Raw genomic sequence first — 17150 nt, 5'->3', positions numbered from 1 at the left:
CAGCCGTCGGCGGTGCGTCGCACGATGCGGATGTCTCGAATCTCTTCGTCGCTGCGCCCCCGGTAGACCACCACCGGTCCGCCGTCGGCGAGGGCGGCACCGGTGGCGCAGCATTCGCAGACCCGCGGATCCAAGAGGTCTTCGTCACCGGTGTCGTCGTCGGTGAGCAGCTTGCCGTGCAGCTCCATGGGGCCGCCAGTGGCCATGGCGCCGCCGTCCAGCCAGAAGGCCCAGACTCCGCCGCCGGGGCGTGGCACCCAGGATACGAAGCCATGCTCCGTCTCCGAGCGGTCCGCATGCAGCCAGCCGGTGGTCTTCCAGGTCTTGCCGTCGGCGGAACGGGCCACCCGGACCCCGTAGGCGTAGGGATCGGCGCCGGTCTTTTCCAGCCAATGGGCGATGAAGCTGCCGTCCGCCAGCTGGGTCACCGCCGGCAGGTCGGCCCAGTTGGCGAAGAAGTTGTCGCTTTCGGTCACGGTCACCGGCGCACCCCATCCGCCGTCATCGAGGGCGGGGGCGTAGCGCAGGCGGCGATGGCCTTCCTCACCCTCCGCCGGCTCGAGCCAGCTGAGCAGGCCGTCGGCAGAGAGATTGGCGGCCAGAGCTCCGGGAGCGGCGGGAACCGTCACTTCGCCGGAGCCCGCCGCCGGCGCCGCGATGAATACCGACAGGATGAGCAGCGCCGGCAAGACCAGCGCTCTCATCCTCGGTAGAGCTTCGGGGCGCAGGGAGCCCACGTTAGTGGCTACCGCCGTCGTCCATGGAGTCGTCGTCCATGGAGTCCATGTCGCTGCCCATGTCGTCACCATCCAGCTCGATGATGCCGCAGGCCACACGGCCGCCGGCGGCTCCGGTGGGCTGGCTGACCAGGTCGTCGGCCTTCTCGTGCAGGATCACGGCCTTGCCGACCACCGAGTTGGGGCCTTCACCGAGGGTGATCATGGAGCTGGTGTGCTCGAGGGTGCCGGAGCCGTCCTCGCCGATTTCCAGGTTGCCGAGATCACCGGCGTGGTGCTCTTCGTCGCTGGGGCCGCCGTGGATGGTGTCGGTGGGATTGAAGTGGCCACCGGCGGAGGTGAAGTCCGGGGCGCTGCAGTCGCCGGTCTCGTGGATGTGGAATCCGTGGGTGCCGGCACCGCTCAGGCCTTTGACCTCGGCGGTGATGGTGACGACGCCGTCACTCTCGCTGAAGTTCACCACGCCCTGGAGCTCGCCCATGTCCTCACGGGCTTGCAGGGTCGCGTGGGCGGTGGTGGCCTCTTCCATGGCCTCCGCCGCTGCCGGTTCTTCCTGCGCCGCCGGAGCCGGCTCGGTCTCCGCCGGAGCGGTCTCTTGCGGGCCTCCGCAAGCGGTGAGCAGGGTCGTGCTCAGCAGCAAACAAAAGAGCAATCGTAGAGTTGTCATTGTCAAATTCTCCATTTCTCCTCGCCGCCAGCCTCACGAGGGGGCTGCCGAAAGGTCTGTTATCAAAGATTCCAGAGCCGCTCGCCGTAGGCGAAGGGGCTCGGGAAAGCGAAAGTCATCACGCTGGGCATATTGATTGCGATTTTCGTGCCGGCCCGAATCAGCCGCGCTGGTCCTCGAGGGTGAGGAGCACCCCGAGGCCACTGCGCTTGATCAAAATCCTTACCGGCGTTGCCTGATCATTCTGGGCCAACCAGAGGTCGAGCTCGCCCTTCCACTCCCGATCCTCGCTGTCGGGATTGTTGCGGATGGAGTACAGGCGCGCGGCGACGACCTCGTCGCCCACCTTCACCTCTTCGACCCCCCGGGGGACCACCCGGACCGAATAGATCTTACCGTCCGACCAGATGCGCATCGGGGTCGGCTGCTTGGGCGGGTCCTGGCGGATGCGGTAGATGCCCGAGGCCACGTCGACGACACCGGACTCGTTGACTTCCTGATCCTTGCGCTTGTTCTTGTCGCCGTACTTATACGCGCTCCAGGCTCGGAGCGTGCGCATCTGCCGCGGGTCGATGACGGCCCCGTAGAGCCAGAACTCATCGCTTTCGGTTTCCCGGGAGGTGATGTGCAGCTGGCTGGCGAGGTGGCCGGCTTCGTTGATCTCGAAGCTCAGCACCCCCTCGCCGCGGCTGGGAAAGAAGAGTCCGGCGAAAAAGCCCAGCAGGTTGGTCAGTCGCCACCGGTAGTGGAATTGCTCGTTCAGGGGGTCCGCCCCTTCCTGCCCCTTCTCGGTGAGAGTCTTCAGCGGGTCCGAAGGTGCGGGGGCGGCCAGGGCCGGCGGTCCGGCCAGCAGACCAGCGACCAGGCTGGTAGCCAGACCGGCCACCAGGGTGGCGGTGAGCAGCAGGGCGCGGGGCCGAGATCGGTGCAGGAGGGCGGGGGGCATCGCTCTCCAACTATACGTCAAGCAGGACGCGGTGCGGCGTCGAGACGCCCCGGAGCTTTCGGAGCCGACCTTTCGGGGGGGCGAAGCTTGAAGAGTTTTAGCCCCAGCTGGTAAGCTGCCAAGGCTCTTTTGGAAGGCCATTGCGCTGGGCCCTGTCGTGCCGAGCCTTCTCTCGCTCTGAAGCTCCCGCTTTGAAGCAATCGGTCCAGCCCTCTGTATTCTGGGTCCGGCGACAAAGTGCCCGATGGGCTGGTCGAGAGTGGAATATCCACCTCGAATAGCATTCGTCCAGACGCTCACAACAGGAGGTTCTCAAATGCGCCACAGTCTCTTATTAACCCTTCTCTTGGCTTGCGCTCTGGCCTTCGCCCCCGCGGCGACGGCCCAGAAGCCGGTGATCATCGGCGAGCATGTCTTCGAGAAGTTTGACACTCCTCATCCCTATCCCTCCTCTGGTGAGGCTCGGGCGACCCTCAGCTGGTTCGACGAAGTCTCCTACCCCGGGGCCACCTACATCGCCGTGCATTTCCAGCGCTTCGACCTGGCCGACGGCGACTTCGTGGTGGTGCGCTCCCCGGACGGTGCGCAGTCCTGGACCTACACCGGTTACGGCCGGGCTGACCTGGGCAAGACCCAGGACGGCTTCTTCGCCACCCACGTGAAGGGCGACCGGGTGCTGGTGGAGCTCTACACCACCGGTACCGGCAACAGCTACGGCTACACCATCGACTACTTCGGCCGTGGCTACAACAATGCCGAGCTGGAGGCACTGTGGTCCGCCGGTTTGGGCGAGAAGATGAATCTGGCGGTGCCGCCGAGCCGCAACGAGTCCCTGTGCGGCCCGGACGACACCGAGGAAGCCAAGTGCTACCAGGCCAGCGAGCCGGCGGCCTATGACAAGGCGCGGGCGGTGGCTCGGCTGACCCTCAACGGCAACGCTCATTGCACCGGCTGGCTGGTGGGTTGCGACGGTCACATCATGACCAACGAGCACTGCATCGGCTCCCAGGCGACGCTCAACAACATCGACTTCGAGTTCATGGCGGAGGGTGCGGACTGCGCCACCAATTGCGCCACCAGCCTCGGCTGCCCCGGCACCATCGAGGCCAGCGGCGGTACTCTGGTGCAGGTGGACGCGCCCCTGGACTACGCCCTGGTGGTTCCCGACACCACCGTCGGTGGCGGCACCGATCTGCCGGGTACCTACGGCTTCATGCAGCTGCGCGACACCGGCGCGGTGGTGGGCGAGCGGATGTACATCCCGCAGCACCCCGCGGGCTGGGGTAAGCGCATCGGCATGGAATCCACCCATGCGCTGGACGCCGACGGCCTGTCCCGGGTGTTCAGCATCGACGAGGCGGCCTGCTCCGCCGGTGGTCCGCCGGACGTCGGCTATTACACCGACACCCAGGGCGGCTCTTCCGGCTCGCCGGTGCTCGGCTACAGCGACAACAAGATCATCGCCCTGCACCACTGCCGCGGATCCGCGGCGTGCAGCAACACCGCCGGTGATCCCAACCGCGGTGTGCCGATTCAGAACATCATCGCCGACCTGGACGGCCAGGGGAACGTGCCCAATTGCGCGGTCTGCGACCCGCCGCTGGCGGCCACCAGCCTCGCCGCCGCCACCAACGGTGACAATCAGATCGACCTCAGCTGGAACGCCGGTACCGGCGCCACCAGCTACAACGTCTACCGCGCCATCGGCGCCTGCCCGCAGGCCCAATACGAGCTCATCGCTTCCGGCGTGGCGACCACCAGCTACTCCGACACCACGGTGTCCGGCGAGGTGACGTATTCCTACGTGATCACCTCGGTGGACGACGCCACCGGCTGCGAGTCCGACTTCTCCACCTGTGACGACGCCACCGCCACCGGCGTGTGCACCTTGGAACCGACCTTCGATGGCCTCACCGCCGCCACCAATACCGGTTCCAGCTCCTGTGCCATCGAGCTCAGCTGGAATCCCGCCAGCACCAATTGCTCGGCGGCTCTGGGAACCGGCGCGGTCTACAACGTCTACCGCGACACCACTCCGGACTTCGTGCCGGGAGCGGGCAACCTGCTCTCCGCCTGCGAGGGCGGAACCTTCTACTCCGACACCGATGTCATCTCCGGCACCGAGTATTTCTACAAGGTGCGCGCCGAGGATCAGTCCGGCAACGGCTCCGGTCAGTGCGCCGGAGGCAACGAGGACGACAACACGGTCGAGGATTCGGCTGTCGCCACCGGCCCCGACACGGTCTCCTTCGAGGACGACATGGAGGGCGGCACGGCCAACTGGGCCACCGGTGCCGGCGGTTCCGACTCGGGCACCAGCCCGTGGGCTCTGACCACCTCCAACAGCAATTCGCCGTCGAATTCTTGGTTCGTCTCCGACGAGGCGGCGATCAAGGACCAGCATGTGGCCACCGCCGCGGCGGTGAGCATCCCGGGGGCGGCCAATCCGGTGCTCTCCTTCTGGCACAACTACAACACCGAGGCGACCTACGACGGTGGCGTCCTCGAGATCTCCACCAACGGTGGCAGCACCTGGGTGGACATCCTCGACGGCAACTCCGGTCGCTTCATCCAGGGTGACTACGATGGTCCTCTGAGCACCAGCTTCAGCAACCCCATCGGTGGTCGCGAATCCTGGAACGGCAACAGCGGTGGTTGGACCGAGGTGCTGGTCGACATGTCCGACTTCAGCGGTCAGGACGTGCTCCTGCGCTGGCGCATGGGCTGCGATAGCTCGGTGTCCGCGGAGGGCTGGTACGTCGATGACGTGCGGGTCTTCTACGGCTCGGAGTGCACCGCCGTGCCCGGTGACGACCTGATGTTCTCCGACAGCTTCGAGAGCGGTGATTTCACCGGCTGGGACGGCTCCGGCGGCGACCTCACGGACCTGGCGGTGAACGCCTCTGCGTACCTGGCGGGCACGTCCCTGGGTATGGCGGTCGACGTCGCCGATCTGGACGACAAGTGGGTCACCGACAACACGCCCACCGACGAGGCGAGCGCGCGGGCGCGCTTCTACTTCGATCCCAACAGCTTGGTGATTCCCACCAACAAGCGGTTCAAGCCGTTCCAGCTGCGGGCTTCGGACAACCGGCGCCTGCTGACCATGGTCTTCCGCGAGGAGTCCGGTGGCTACGTCTTCCTGATGAAGAGCCATCGTGACGACGGCTCTTGGGCCAAGACCTCGTGGTTGGACATCTCCGACGGGCCCCACTTCATCGAGGTCGAGTGGACTCAGTCCAGCGCTCCCGGTGCCAACGACGGCGTTCTACGGGTGTGGCTCGACGGCGCTCTGCTGAGCACCGTCACCGGCATCGACAACGACGAGCGGGGCGGTGACCAGTTCCGCTTCGGTGTCGTCGGCGGTCTCGACGCCGGTACCACCGGTACCTTCTACCTCGACCACTTCGAGGCTCGGAAGCTGGGGTACATCGGCGAGTAAGCCCCATCCCAGCTCGCCGGAGCCGAGGGAGCCCAGCTTCCACGGCCCGGCGATGGATTCGAGAACGCCCCCGGTGCCCACGGTGCCGGGGGCGTTCTGTTCTCCGCGAAGATGTCTCCTCGGTGGAGGACTCGCGCCCCTCGGTGGAGAAATCTTTGCGCTCTCCCAAGGGATCTTTCTTCTCTCCTTCGATGCCCCGAGAAGGCCGCTGAGTCGGCGAAGTCTTGTGCTTTGGGTGAAAAAGAATCTTCATTGGCGGAATTTGCCCTGTTCCCGGTGGTGAGAGCTGTGTCCTGGTCATGGCCGCTCTCGGGCTTCATAATTGAAGGCACTGTTTGAAATTTAAAGCGAGGCCCCCTGGCGGCCTGCCGTTGGGGATCCGTCGCTGCGGCCCGGGAAGGGAGGGGAGATGGAGAGTTTTGAGCGCATGATCGTACCGGCTTTGTTGATCGCTGCCGGCGGCAGCTTTCTACTGGCCGGGATCCTGCGCTTGCTCCACCACCTCTATCGCCGGCGCCATCTGGCGGAATGGTCCTGGAGCTGGTTCTGCCAGGGGATCTACGTGCTCGCCGGAGGGATGGCCTGTGTCGTTTTGCCGGAGGGAAAGTTCTCCTGGTATTCCGGAGTCTTTCTGGCGGTGGCCCTGGGCGCCGGTTTCTGCCAGGTGGGCTGGTTGCTCTCGGGAGCCTCGGAAATCTCCGGCAAGGGGGATCATCGCTTCTTGAGCGACACCCGTTGGCTGGCGGTGATCCTGGCGTTGAGCGGTGCGGTATTGGCGTTGCCGGCGGTGCTCGCCGGCATGGCTCTGCCGGGTGGGGCGGCGACCTCCCTCGCCTGGTGGTGGGCCATCTTCCTGCTGTTGGCGCCCCGGGCACTGCTCGCCGGGCCGGCCTTTGCCGTCACCGCGCTCTGGATGTGGCGGGTGCAGGCCCAGCATCACGGCATCGGCCGCCGGCTTCTGGGATTGGGCTTCTTGGTGTACGGTCTGCACCAGCTGCAGTACTTCATCATCGCGCTCCTCGCCTTCAGCCGTCGTCCGGCGGAGCTCTATGGGGCCTCGGTGGGATTCGTCGACGGGCTGCTGCAATTCGTCGTCGGCCTGGGCATCGTCATCTGGTTCCTGGAGGAGGAGCGGGAAGAGGTGGTGCGGGCCTCGCAGCGGATCGAGCACCTCGCCTATCACGACTCCCTCACCGGCCTGCCCAACCGCAAGCTCTTCCTCGACCGGCTGAGTCAAGAGCTGGCGGCGTCTCGCCGGCGGGGTAGCCAGCTGGCGGTGATGTTTCTCGACGTCGACCGCTTCAAAGTGATCAACGATTCTCTGGGTCACGGCTTCGGCGACGAGCTGCTCACCGGCGTGGCGCGGCGGCTGCGGCAATCGGTGCGCCAGGCGGATACCGTGGGGCGGTTGGGAGGCGACGAGTTCGTGTTGCTCATCGCCGACCTCAAGCGGTCCGAGGACGCCCAGGCGGTGGCGGAGAAGATCCTCACCGGTCTGCGCCGCCCCTTCCAGCTCCACGGTCACCAGATCTATGTCAGCGCCAGCTTGGGGATCAGCCTCTACCCGTCCGACGGCAGCGATGCGGAGCAGCTGCTCAAGCACGCCGACACCGCCATGTATGGAGCCAAGGACGACGGCCGAGACACGTTGCAGGTCTACAACCCGATGATGAGCGCCCGGGCTCTGGAGCGCCTGGATCTGGAGAGCGACCTGCGGCGGGCGCTGGCGTCGGAGGAGTTCGACTTCTACTTCCAGCCGGTCTTTGACCTCGAGCGGGACGCGGTGGACGGCGTGGAGGCGTTGATCCGATGGCATCACCCGGGGCGGGGCATGCTCCCACCGCGGGATTTTCTTTCCCTGGCGGAGACCATCGGCATGAGCCACGAGCTGGATCTCTGGGTGCTGGAGACCGCGTGCCGCAGGATCCGTGATCTGGGTCCTGGCGCCGCGGGTCTGCGCCTGGCGGTGAACCTCTCGGCGCGAGCTTTCCACCACCCGCGCCTGCCGCGGCTGGTGGAGCAAGCGTGCCTGCGCACCGGCTTCGATCCCACCTGCCTGGAGCTGGAGGTGACGGAGAACCTGGCGATGCAGAACGTCGAGGTGACCCTCACCGCGTTGCGAGCCCTCAAACAGCTCGGAGTGCGCATCTCCATCGACGACTTCGGCGTTGGCTACTCGTCCCTCAGCTACCTGCGCACCTTCCCCATCGACACGGTGAAGATCGACCAGAGCTTCATCCGCAGCATCGGCAGCGGCAACGGGGACAAAGCCATCCCCCGGGCGGTGATCGTCATGGCCCGGAGCCTGCAACTGGAGGTCATTGCCGAGGGCGTAGAAACGGAGGAGCAGCTGCGCTTCCTCGAACAGGAGGGCTGCCACCGGGTGCAGGGCTTCTTCCTCGGTCGTCCCATGCCGTGGCGGCAGTGGGAGAGCTTCGCAGAGCGCACCCGGGATGGGTTACAGCAGTTGGTGCGGAGCTTGGCGGAAGGCTGAAAGCAGTCTTCCGCTGGGACGCTTAGTTGTCGTAGGAGAGCGGCCGGGTCTGCCGGGCGTACCAATGATGCTGGTCGGAGGACGAATCCGCCACCGGCTCGAAAATGGAGCAGCGCTCCATCTCCCGGCCATAGACGTGCAGGGTGACGGCGGTGGAGTCGCCGTTGGCGTTGCAGATGGTGTGGTGCTCGAAGGGTGGAATCAGGCTGCCGGCGGTGGCGACGCCGGTGCGCACCGTTTCCTGACGCTGAAAGCGGTAGCGCTGGCCGTCGTGTTCCAGGAGCTCGTATTGGGTCACCTCGATCTGGCCCTTGTAGACACCCTCGACGCACCAGGAGCCGGCGTGATCGTGCAGGGGGGTGCCCTGGTTGGGGCCCCAGATCATCGCCACCACGACGTAGCCCAGATCCTCGCTGCGGTAGAGCAGGCGGCGGGCATAGTGATCCTCGCAGGGAGTGCAGAAATCCTCCGGCAGATCGAGGTCTCCCTCCTCGACCATCTCGCACAGGTGATGCTTCAAGCTCTCGGTGATGTCCGCGACGTTGGACAGGCGCACCGCCTCGTCGAGGCGGTCGACCAGGCGATCCATGCCGCGGATCGATGTCTTGGCTAATGCCATATCCCTTCCTCCTACTGATCGTTGCTAAAAACTCGGGCTTTCCGGAAGTTGTCGGGAGGGAGCATTGGTCAGCTTATCAGCTGCCCCCGGGGAATTCCCACCCCCGCGCTTCTTCCAGTTTTCCAGCTTCCCGTGAAGGAGCTCAGCGAGCGGTGGTGGTGGCCCAATGTCGTCGCAACACGTCTCGGGCCTCGGCGTCGCGCATGGAGAAGTTGGAGCGGCCGGCGGAGTGGCCGGGCATCCACTTCCACCAGAACAGGCCGGACACGAAGGGGGCCCGCTGCGCCCGGCGCAGCGCCGTCTCCATCAGCTGGACGCGCAGGATGCGGGTTTGAGAGTTGTTCTCCACCTGGTAGCTCCACGGTTCCCAGGCGGCTTTGGAGGACCGGTTGTAGCCGATCTCGGTGAACAGCACCGGCAGCCCGCCGTGGTCTCGGGACAGAGTTTCGAGTTGAGCCAGGTGGCGATCCCAGCTGCTCTCCAGCTTCAACTGCAACTTGGATCGCAGCTCTCGGGAGGCCGAGTCCCGCCCGTCGAGAGACCCTGCGGACGGGGATCCGTCCGAAAGAGGCCCGTCTGCAAGAGGCCCGTCTGCAAGAGGCCCGTCTGCGAGAGGAAAATAGGCCTGGACGCCGAGAACGTCCACAGCGTCCCAAAACGGCACGTTCTCGACCCCGTCCCAGTTGGCGGCGTAGGTGATCTGGCCGGGATAGACCTGCCGCACGGCGGCGATGACCTCTCGCCACTGGGCTTCCCGATGGACGGTCTTCTCCAGCTCGACGCCGACGGCGAAGAGGGGAACGCCGACCTGGGCTGCAAAGGCGGCCTGGTCGACGATGAAGGCCCGGTAGGTGTCGAAGAAGCGCTGCCATGCGGCCTCGTCGTCACCGAAGCCGATCTCCCCGCGCCATTCGTAATTGCCCCAATAGGCCAGATGGGGTTTCCAGAAGAGGGCCATCTCGTGTTGTCGTGCGATGCTCGCAGCGCGGCCCAAATAGCCGGTGCCGGCGGCGGGGCGGTGGCGCACGGTGCCATCCCGCTCGATGCGCGCATAGGGATGAATGGCCACCGATCCGACGCCCAGGTCGCGCAGTTGGTCCAGGGCGTCGCCCATGGCGGGGGAGCCCCAGATTTCGCCGTGGCGGGGGCAGGTGACGGTCATGCCGCGGAGGAAGGGTCGGCTCGGCTCTTCGCTGGAGCTCGGAGTGGCGGCGTGGGCTGGGCCGGCGGTCGCTGGAGGAGGGGAGCCCGCGCCGTTGGAGGTCAGGGGAAGCCAGGCTAGGGCCAGGATGCCGCCGGCGAGAGCGAGTAGAGGCAGGGCCCAAGACGGAATGGAAAAAACTCTTCGGCTCATGGCCTTTCCTCCTCCCAGGCCCGGGTTGGGAAGTAGCGTTCTGCGCGGGACGGACCGGCGATCAAAAGAAGCCCAGCTCGAGCTTGGCCTCTTCGGTCATCATCTCCGGGTTCCATACCGGATCCCACACCAGCTCCACCTCGCATTCATCGACACCGTGGACCGCGGCCACCCGCTGCTCGACATCGCCGGGCAGGGTGCCGGCGACGGGGCAGGCAGGGGAGGTGAGGGTCATGCGGATGTGCACGTTGGCACCATCCACCTCGACATCGTAGATCAGGCCCAGGTCGTAGATGTTGACCGGGATCTCGGGATCGTAAACGGTCTTGATCTGGTCGACGACGCGGTCTTCCAGGGACGGTGGCCCGTCGGTCGCGGGGGCTTCCGCCGGGGCGGTCTTTTCTTCGACGGTCGCTTCGGACATGGGGTTCCCTTTCTGTTCTAGGCGCTGATCGTGGGACGGGTCATTCGGTCGTCACAGTGGAAGGAGCGTCGTCGGCGTCGAGGGCAGCTCGCAGAGTATGCCAGGGCAGGGTGGCGCACTTGACCCGCATGGGGTATTGCTTGACGCCGGCGAAGATCTCCAGCTTGCCCAGGTCGTCGCTCTTCGCGGGATCTCCTGCGTCTTCCGTCAGCATCCGCCGGAAGTGTTGGAAGAGGTGCCGCGCTTCATCGAGGGTCTTGCCCTCCAGCGCCTCGGTCATCATCGAGGCCGAGGCCTGGGAAATAGCGCAGCCGACGCCTTGGAAAGTGATGCGGCGCACGCGCTCGCCATCGAGCTCCAGATACACTGTCACGCGGTCGCCGCACAACGGGTTGTGACCTTCGGCCTGGCGATCCGCCGCCTCCAGCACGCAGAAATTCCGCGGCTGCTTGTTGTGATCCAGGATCACTTCCTGGTAGAGCTCGCGCAGATCGGACATCAGCTGAAGATCTCCACCACCTCCGCCAGTCCGTCGAGGAGGGCGTCCACCTCCGACGGGGTGTTGTAGAAGGCGAAGGACGCACGCACCGTGGCCGGGACCCGGAAGTGGTCCATCACCGGTTGGGCACAGTGGTGACCGGCGCGGATGGCGATACCCCGCTGGTCGAGAATGGTGCCGATGTCGTGCGGGTGGATCCCGTCGAGGACGAAGGAGACCGCGCCCCGGCGATGCCGGGGCGTCCCCACCAGTCGTGCCCCGGGCAGGCTTTGCAGACGCTCGGTGGCGGTGCTCAAGAGTTCTTGTTCGTGGGCTGTCAGCGCCTTCTGGTCGAGGCCTTGGAGGTAGTCCAGTGCCGCCGCCAGGCCGACGGCGCCCTCGATGTTGGGGGTACCGGCTTCGAAGCGTCCCGGCGGTGGGGCGAAGGTGGTGCCTTCGAACGTCACCCGGCGGATCATATCGCCGCCGCCCTGGTACGGGGGCATGGACTCGAGCAGCGAGCGTCGGGCGAAGAGCACGCCGATGCCCGCGGGGCCGAAGACCTTGTGGCCGGAGAAGACGTAGAAATCGGCTCCCAGGGCGGCCACGTCCACCGCTCCGTGGGGTACCGCCTGAGCGCCGTCCACCAGCACCGGGACGCCGCGCTGGTGGGCCGCGGCGAGGACCTCCGGCAGCGGATTGACGGTGCCCAGAGCATTGGAGACCTGGGTCACCGCCAGCAGCCGCGTACGGTCGGTCAGAAGGTCGTCCAGCTCGTCGATGCGCAGCTCGCCGCGATCGTCCATGGGCAACACCCGCAGGCGGGCGCCGCGGGCTTCGCAGGCCAGCTGCCAGGGAACGATGTTGGCGTGGTGCTCCATCTCCGACACCAGCACTTCGTCGCCGGGTTCGAGGCGCGGAGCCAGGAAGCTGTGGGCCACCAGGTTGATGCCCTCGGTGGCGCCGCGAACGAAGATGATCTCGTCCTCGGCGGCGTTGAGGAATTCCGCGACGGTCCGTCGGGCCCCCTCGTAGGTGGCGGTGGCTTCCTGAGACAGACGGTGGACGCCGCGGTGGATGTTGGCGTAGCCGTTCTCGTAGCAGGTGGTGATGGCGTCGATCACCGATCGGGGTTTCTGCGCCGAGGCGGCGTTGTCGAGGTAGACCAGGGGATGATCCCCGATCTTCCGGGCAAGACCGGGGAAGTCGCCGCGGACCGCTTCGACGTCCCAGCCCCGCACCGGTGGCCCGGTTGCCGTTTGCTGCCGGGATGGGAGCGAGGCTCCGAGCTCGGGATGGTTGTCGGCCTTCTCCTGCGGGCGCGAGCCCTGCTGGTCGGAGATGGGGGCCGTGGGTGCGGTCGCGGTCTCGGGCATCGGGAGCCTCGGAATCAAACTGCCTGGCGGACGATCTCGCCCTGGGGCAGGCGATGGAAGAGCAGCTCCGCCAGGTCCTCCCGCACGCTGTCGACCTTGATGCGCTCGACGATGTCGCTGGCGAAGGCGTAGGTCAGCAGGCTACGGGCGGCCTCGGCACCGATGCCGCGGGAGCGCAGGTAGAAGATGGCGTCGTCGTCCAGCTGGCCGATGGTGGAACCATGGGTACAGCGAACGTCGTCGGCGAAGATCTCCAGCTGCGGGTTGGAGCTGGCCAGGGCCCCCGGCGACAGCAGGAGGTTGCGGTTGGACTGCACCGCGTCGGTCTTCTGGGCGTCCTCGTGGACGTGGATCAAACCGTTGAACACCGAGCGGGCTTTGCCGCCGAGCACGCCCTTGTACAGCTCGTGGCTGTAGCAGTTGGGCTTGGCGTGGTCGACCCGCATGTGGTTGTCCACGTGTTGCTCGCCGTCCACCAGATACAGGCCGTTCAAGATGCAGGTGATGCCCTCGGCGTCGAGAACGGCGTTGAGGTCGTTGCGCACCAGACCACCACCCACCGAGACGGAGTGGGAGCGCAGGGTGCTGGAACGGCTCTGATAGGACTGCTGCACCGCCACGTGGTGAGCGGCGAGGCCTTCCTTTTGCACCTTGTAGTGGTCCAGGACAGCGTTGTCGGCGAGCACCACTTCGGTCACCGGACAGGTGAAATAGGCCTCGTCGGTGGCCGCCACGTAATGCTCCACCACCGTCGCCTGACTGTTCTCGCCGGCCACCAGCAGCAGCCGCGGATAAATGGCGGCTCCAGGGGTGGCGGCGATGAAGAGCAGCTGGATGGGCTCTTCCACTACCGCTCCCTTGGGCAGGTAGAGGAAGACACCGTCGGCGAAGTAAGCGCCGTTGAGGGCAGCGAAGGCGTGATCTTTGATCGTCGCGCTATAGGGGTGACTGCCATCGACGGTGGCGTAGCGGCCCAGGTGCTCTAGAACCTCTCCGGGATGCTCCTGGAGGGCCTGGGCGAGGCTGCCGGCGATCACCCCCGCGGGCAGCTCCGGCGGGCTCGACAGCTCCGGCGCGTAGCGGCCGTCGACGAAGGTCAGCCGGCTGGTGCCGGCGTAGAGGTGCGGCGCCAGGTCGTCCTGGGTCAGGCGAGCCGGCGTGGTGACCGGGGTGAAGCTGCCCTGGGCGATGGCCTTGACGTTGGTGTTGCGCCAGGCTTCCTGCTTGATGGTCGGGAAGCCGGCCTCGCGGAAGCGCTCGATGGCGATGCGGCGCTGCTTCTGAACCGGCTCCGGCTCGCTGCCGGCGCGCTCGGCGAGGACGCGGTCGAATTCCGCCAGATAGGGGGTCTGCTCTGCCACTGCTTGCATGGTGCTCTCCCCCCTCAGGCCGACGCCAGCGCGCCGACCTCCTGCTCGAGCCAGGAATAACCCTTCTCCTCCAGCTCCAGGGCCAGCTCCTTGCCGCCGGAGCGCACGATGCGGCCGTCCAGCAGGACGTGCACGACGTCCGGGACGATGTACTCCAGCAGTCGCTGGTAGTGGGTGATGACCACGAAGGAGCGGTTCTCGGCGCGCAGGCTGTTGACGCCGTTGGCGACGATGCGCAGGGCGTCGATGTCGAGGCCCGAGTCGGTCTCGTCGAGCACGCACAGGGCCGGCTCCAGCACCGCCATGTGGAAGATCTCGTTGCGCTTTTTCTCGCCGCCGGAGAAGCCTTCGTTCACCGGCCGCTTGAGCAGCGACTCGTCCATTTCCACCAGCTTCATCTTTTCGCGCACCAGCTTGAGGAAGTCGACGGCGTCGATCTCCTTCTCGCCGCGGTGCTTGCGGATGGCGTTGAGGGCGGCCTTGAGGAAGTAGGTATTGCTCACCCCGGGGATCTCCACCGGGTACTGGAAGGCCATGAAGATGCCTTCCCGGGCTCGCTCCTCGGGATCCATCTCGGTGAGGTCTTCGGCGCGATAGAGAATCTCTCCGTCGGTGACCTCGTACTCCTCCCGGCCGGCCAGCACCTGGGCGAGGGTGCTCTTGCCGGAGCCGTTGGGCCCCATGATGGCGTGCACCTCGCCGGCGTTGACCGTCAGGTCGATGCCTTTGAGGATCTCGGTGCCTTCCACCGACGCGTGTAGGTTGCGAATTTCAAGAACGGACATGACGACTCCTTGGCGAACAGACCGGCGCACCGGCCTGGATTTCTAGTCTTGACGAGCAGCGGGAGGAGCCGGCGACAGCCGGCCGGTCCCGCGCGAGCTTGTGGCGCCGCGGGCGAGCCGGCGGATCAGCCGACGCTGCCCTCCAGATTGATCTCCAGCAGCTTTTGGGCTTCGACGGCGAACTCCATGGGAAGCTCCCGGAAGACCTCCTTGCAGAAGCCGTTGACGATCATGGACACGGCGTCTTCGGTGTCGATCCCCCGCTGGTTGCAGTAGAAGATCTGGTCCTCTCCGATCTTCGAGGTGGTGGCCTCGTGCTCCATGCGCGCCGTCGGGTTGCCGACGTCGATGTAGGGGAAGGTGTGGGCGCCGCAGCGGTCACCGATGAGCATGGAGTCGCATTGGGAGAAGTTGCGGGCGTTTTCCGCCCCCTTGAGGATCTTCACCTGGCCACGGTAGGTATTCTGGCCCCGGCCGGCGGAGATGCCCTTGGAGATGATGGTGCTGGAAGTGTTCTTGCCCATGTGCACCATTTTGGTGCCGGTATCCGCTTGCTGGCGGCCCTTGGTCAGGGCGACGCTGTAGAACTCACCCACCGTGTCGTCCCCCATCAAAATGCAGCTGGGGTACTTCCAGGTGATGGCGGAGCCGGTCTCCACCTGGGTCCAGGAGATCTTCGAGCGGTTGCCCTTGCACAGGCCGCGCTTGGTGACGAAGTTGTAGATGCCGCCCTTGCCGGTCTCCTTGTCGCCGGGATACCAATTCTGCACCGTCGAGTACTTGATCTGGGCGTCGTCCAGGGCCACCAGCTCCACCACCGCGGCGTGCAGCTGATTCTCGTCGCGCATGGGGGCGGTGCAGCCCTCCAGGTAGCTGACGTAGGAGCTTTCCTCGGCGACGATGAGGGTGCGCTCGAACTGGCCGGTGTTCATGGCGTTGATGCGGAAGTAGGTGGACAGCTCCATGGGACAGCGCACGCCCTTGGGCACGAAGACGAAGGAGCCGTCGCTGAACACCGCCGAGTTGAGGGCGGCGAAGAAATTGTCCGTGTAGGGCACCACCGTGCCGAGGTACTTCTGCACCAGCTCCGGATGCTCCTGCAGCGCCTCGGACATGGAGCAGAAGACGATTCCCATCTCCGAGAGCTTGTCGCGGAAGGTGGTGGCCACGGAGACGCTGTCGAAGACCGCGTCGACGGCGACGCCGGCGAGCATTTCCTGCTCCTTGAGCGGGATGCCCAGCTTGTTGTAGGTCTCCAGCAGCTCCGGGTCCACCTCGTCGAGGCTCTTGGGGCGATCCTCCGCCGACTTGGGAGCGGAGTAGTAGCTGATGGCCTGATAGTCCACCGGCTCGTAATCGACGTTGGCCCACTCCGGCTCGGTCATCTTCTGCCAGTGGCGGAAGGCCTTGAGCCGCCATTCGAGCATCCACTGGGGTTCCTGCTTCTTCGCCGACAGGGCCCGGATGACGTCCTCGTTGAGACCCGGCGGGAAGGTGTCCTGTTCGATATCGGTGACGAAGCCGAACTCGTAGTCCTGTTCGGCCATTTTTTCGAGCATTTGAGTCGACATGCTTTTCGATTCCTCTCGCTTGCTTCCTCGGGTGGGCGTTCTTTGGTTTGGCAGGGCGCCGGCGCCGGCCGGCTCCCTTTCGCCCTTATCGCGCCTCGAGGGCGACGCTCTCGCCGAGACTCACCAGTTGGGTCGAAGCCGGCTGCACGGAATCCGATGAATCTGGCTTCGATGGATCCGGGGCCGACGGCGGGGTCATCTCCGCCAGGGTGATTTTCTCCAGCGTCTCGCGAATGGCGTTGTTGATCTGATTCCAATTGCTTCTCAGGCCGCAGAAGGATGCGAACCCGCATTCACCCGCCGCATCGTCGATGCACTCGGTGATCCCGATGGGACCCTCGATGGCGCCGATGATCTCGGCGACGGAGATCTCCTCCGCGGATCGCCGGAGGGAATAGCCACCCTTGACACCGCGGTGGGAGTCGAGCAGGCCTTCCCGGGCTAGAATCTTCAAAATCTTGCTGACCATGGGGGCCGGTAGCCGAGTCTCTTCGGCCAGCTCGCCGGCGCTGAATCGGTGCTCTTCCTGGCCGATCATGTGGGTCAGGAGGACGATTCCATAGTCGGTTTGTTTGGTGATGCGAATCATAGTTGGAGCTCGTGCTGAATGGCGGTCTGAGAAAACCGTACCCGAATGGTACCGTTTCATGATCATGATATCTGCCGATGGGCTTTTGTCAAGCTTGAGTCCGGGGCCTGAACAAGAGGCTGCCGGGGTTTGAGCGGACCGTCGTGGGCTTCCGGTGGAGCGTTGGGATAATCTTTCGCAGATGGCCGATCAACAAGGCAGCAGAACGCTGCTGAAAAGCGACCCGCAGCTCGCCGCAAGAGGGCTCGGAAGTGCACTGTATTTCGCGACCTTGGGAAGCTCGCTCTCGGGGATCGTC

At 65.6% G+C, this 17150-nt stretch carries 14 protein-coding genes; 2 read left to right on the top strand and 12 right to left on the bottom strand.

Annotated features, from left to right (window positions below):
- The 3 genes from SX243_03160 to SX243_03150 all read right to left on the bottom strand — a co-directional run.
- On the bottom strand, positions 1–704 hold a 704-nt coding region (locus tag SX243_03160), incomplete at its 3' end, for a hypothetical protein (GenBank protein MDY7091947.1).
- Between the two features lie 34 nt (positions 705–738).
- Entirely contained in the window at positions 739–1404 is a 666-nt protein-coding gene (locus tag SX243_03155) for a superoxide dismutase family protein (GenBank protein MDY7091946.1), read from the bottom strand.
- 160 nt (positions 1405–1564) lie between these two features.
- Positions 1565–2350, bottom strand: coding sequence for a DUF3108 domain-containing protein (locus tag SX243_03150; protein ID MDY7091945.1), 786 nt, complete (start codon positions 2348–2350; stop codon positions 1565–1567).
- 316 nt (positions 2351–2666) lie between these two features.
- Between SX243_03150 and SX243_03145 the strand changes: the two genes are divergently transcribed.
- Positions 2667–5792 (top strand): trypsin-like peptidase domain-containing protein, encoded by a 3126-nt coding sequence (locus SX243_03145; GenBank protein ID MDY7091944.1) that lies wholly within the window; start codon positions 2667–2669, stop codon positions 5790–5792.
- A 427-nt stretch (positions 5793–6219) separates the two neighbouring features.
- Positions 6220–8286, top strand: a complete 2067-nt coding sequence (locus SX243_03140) for an EAL domain-containing protein (protein ID MDY7091943.1) — start codon at positions 6220–6222, stop codon at positions 8284–8286.
- Positions 8287–8308: 22 nt separating this feature from the next.
- Here SX243_03140 and SX243_03135 read toward each other — a convergent pair whose 3' ends face one another.
- The 9 genes from SX243_03135 to SX243_03095 form a co-directional block, all read right to left on the bottom strand.
- Complete coding sequence (locus SX243_03135; protein ID MDY7091942.1) at positions 8309–8905, bottom strand: cysteine dioxygenase family protein; 597 nt, start codon at positions 8903–8905, stop codon at positions 8309–8311.
- A 142-nt stretch (positions 8906–9047) separates the two neighbouring features.
- Complete coding sequence (locus SX243_03130; GenBank protein ID MDY7091941.1) at positions 9048–10259, bottom strand: hypothetical protein; 1212 nt, start codon at positions 10257–10259, stop codon at positions 9048–9050.
- A gap of 61 nt (positions 10260–10320) precedes the next feature.
- Entirely contained in the window at positions 10321–10683 is a 363-nt protein-coding gene (locus SX243_03125) for an SUF system Fe-S cluster assembly protein (GenBank protein MDY7091940.1), read from the bottom strand.
- 40 nt (positions 10684–10723) lie between these two features.
- Positions 10724–11182, bottom strand: coding sequence for an SUF system NifU family Fe-S cluster assembly protein (locus SX243_03120; protein MDY7091939.1), 459 nt, complete (start codon positions 11180–11182; stop codon positions 10724–10726).
- The gene (locus SX243_03115; protein ID MDY7091938.1) at positions 11182–12402 is read right to left on the bottom strand and encodes a cysteine desulfurase; all 1221 of its coding nucleotides are present in this window, start codon (positions 12400–12402) and stop codon (positions 11182–11184) included. Before SX243_03115 ends, SX243_03120 begins: the two co-directional genes overlap by 1 nt.
- 149 nt (positions 12403–12551) lie before the next feature.
- A complete protein-coding gene (gene sufD, locus SX243_03110) occupies positions 12552–13907 on the bottom strand; it encodes a Fe-S cluster assembly protein SufD (protein ID MDY7091937.1) in 1356 nt (451 codons plus the stop codon).
- A 14-nt stretch (positions 13908–13921) separates the two neighbouring features.
- A complete protein-coding gene (sufC, locus tag SX243_03105; GenBank protein ID MDY7091936.1) occupies positions 13922–14692 on the bottom strand; it encodes a Fe-S cluster assembly ATPase SufC in 771 nt (256 codons plus the stop codon).
- A gap of 125 nt (positions 14693–14817) precedes the next feature.
- The gene (gene sufB, locus SX243_03100; protein ID MDY7091935.1) at positions 14818–16263 is read right to left on the bottom strand and encodes a Fe-S cluster assembly protein SufB; all 1446 of its coding nucleotides are present in this window, start codon (positions 16261–16263) and stop codon (positions 14818–14820) included.
- A gap of 85 nt (positions 16264–16348) precedes the next feature.
- Positions 16349–16852, bottom strand: coding sequence for an SUF system Fe-S cluster assembly regulator (locus SX243_03095; protein ID MDY7091934.1), 504 nt, complete (start codon positions 16850–16852; stop codon positions 16349–16351).
- Between the last annotated feature and the right edge of the window lie 298 nt (positions 16853–17150).

The organism is Acidobacteriota bacterium, assembly GCA_034211275.1.
Classification (GTDB): domain Bacteria; phylum Acidobacteriota; class Thermoanaerobaculia; order Multivoradales; family JAHZIX01; genus JAGQSE01.
The sequence above is the reverse complement of the archived record's forward strand: the minus strand, read 5'-3'. Positions and strand labels throughout refer to the sequence as shown.

Coding starts and splice junctions, on each gene's coding strand:
- sufB (MDY7091935.1), bottom strand. CDS start 16,263: ATGTCGACTCAAATGCTCGAAAAAATGGCCGAACAGGACTACGAGTTC.
- SX243_03140 (MDY7091943.1), top strand. CDS start 6,220: ATGATCGTACCGGCTTTGTTGATCGCTGCCGGCGGCAGCTTTCTACTG.
- SX243_03095 (MDY7091934.1), bottom strand. CDS start 16,852: ATGATTCGCATCACCAAACAAACCGACTATGGAATCGTCCTCCTGACC.
- sufD (MDY7091937.1), bottom strand. CDS start 13,907: ATGCAAGCAGTGGCAGAGCAGACCCCCTATCTGGCGGAATTCGACCGC.
- SX243_03130 (MDY7091941.1), bottom strand. CDS start 10,259: ATGAGCCGAAGAGTTTTTTCCATTCCGTCTTGGGCCCTGCCTCTACTC.
- SX243_03145 (MDY7091944.1), top strand. CDS start 2,667: ATGCGCCACAGTCTCTTATTAACCCTTCTCTTGGCTTGCGCTCTGGCC.
- sufC (MDY7091936.1), bottom strand. CDS start 14,692: ATGTCCGTTCTTGAAATTCGCAACCTACACGCGTCGGTGGAAGGCACC.
- SX243_03150 (MDY7091945.1), bottom strand. CDS start 2,350: ATGCCCCCCGCCCTCCTGCACCGATCTCGGCCCCGCGCCCTGCTGCTC.
- SX243_03135 (MDY7091942.1), bottom strand. CDS start 8,905: ATGGCATTAGCCAAGACATCGATCCGCGGCATGGATCGCCTGGTCGAC.
- SX243_03155 (MDY7091946.1), bottom strand. CDS start 1,404: ATGACAACTCTACGATTGCTCTTTTGTTTGCTGCTGAGCACGACCCTG.
- SX243_03120 (MDY7091939.1), bottom strand. CDS start 11,182: ATGTCCGATCTGCGCGAGCTCTACCAGGAAGTGATCCTGGATCACAAC.
- SX243_03125 (MDY7091940.1), bottom strand. CDS start 10,683: ATGTCCGAAGCGACCGTCGAAGAAAAGACCGCCCCGGCGGAAGCCCCC.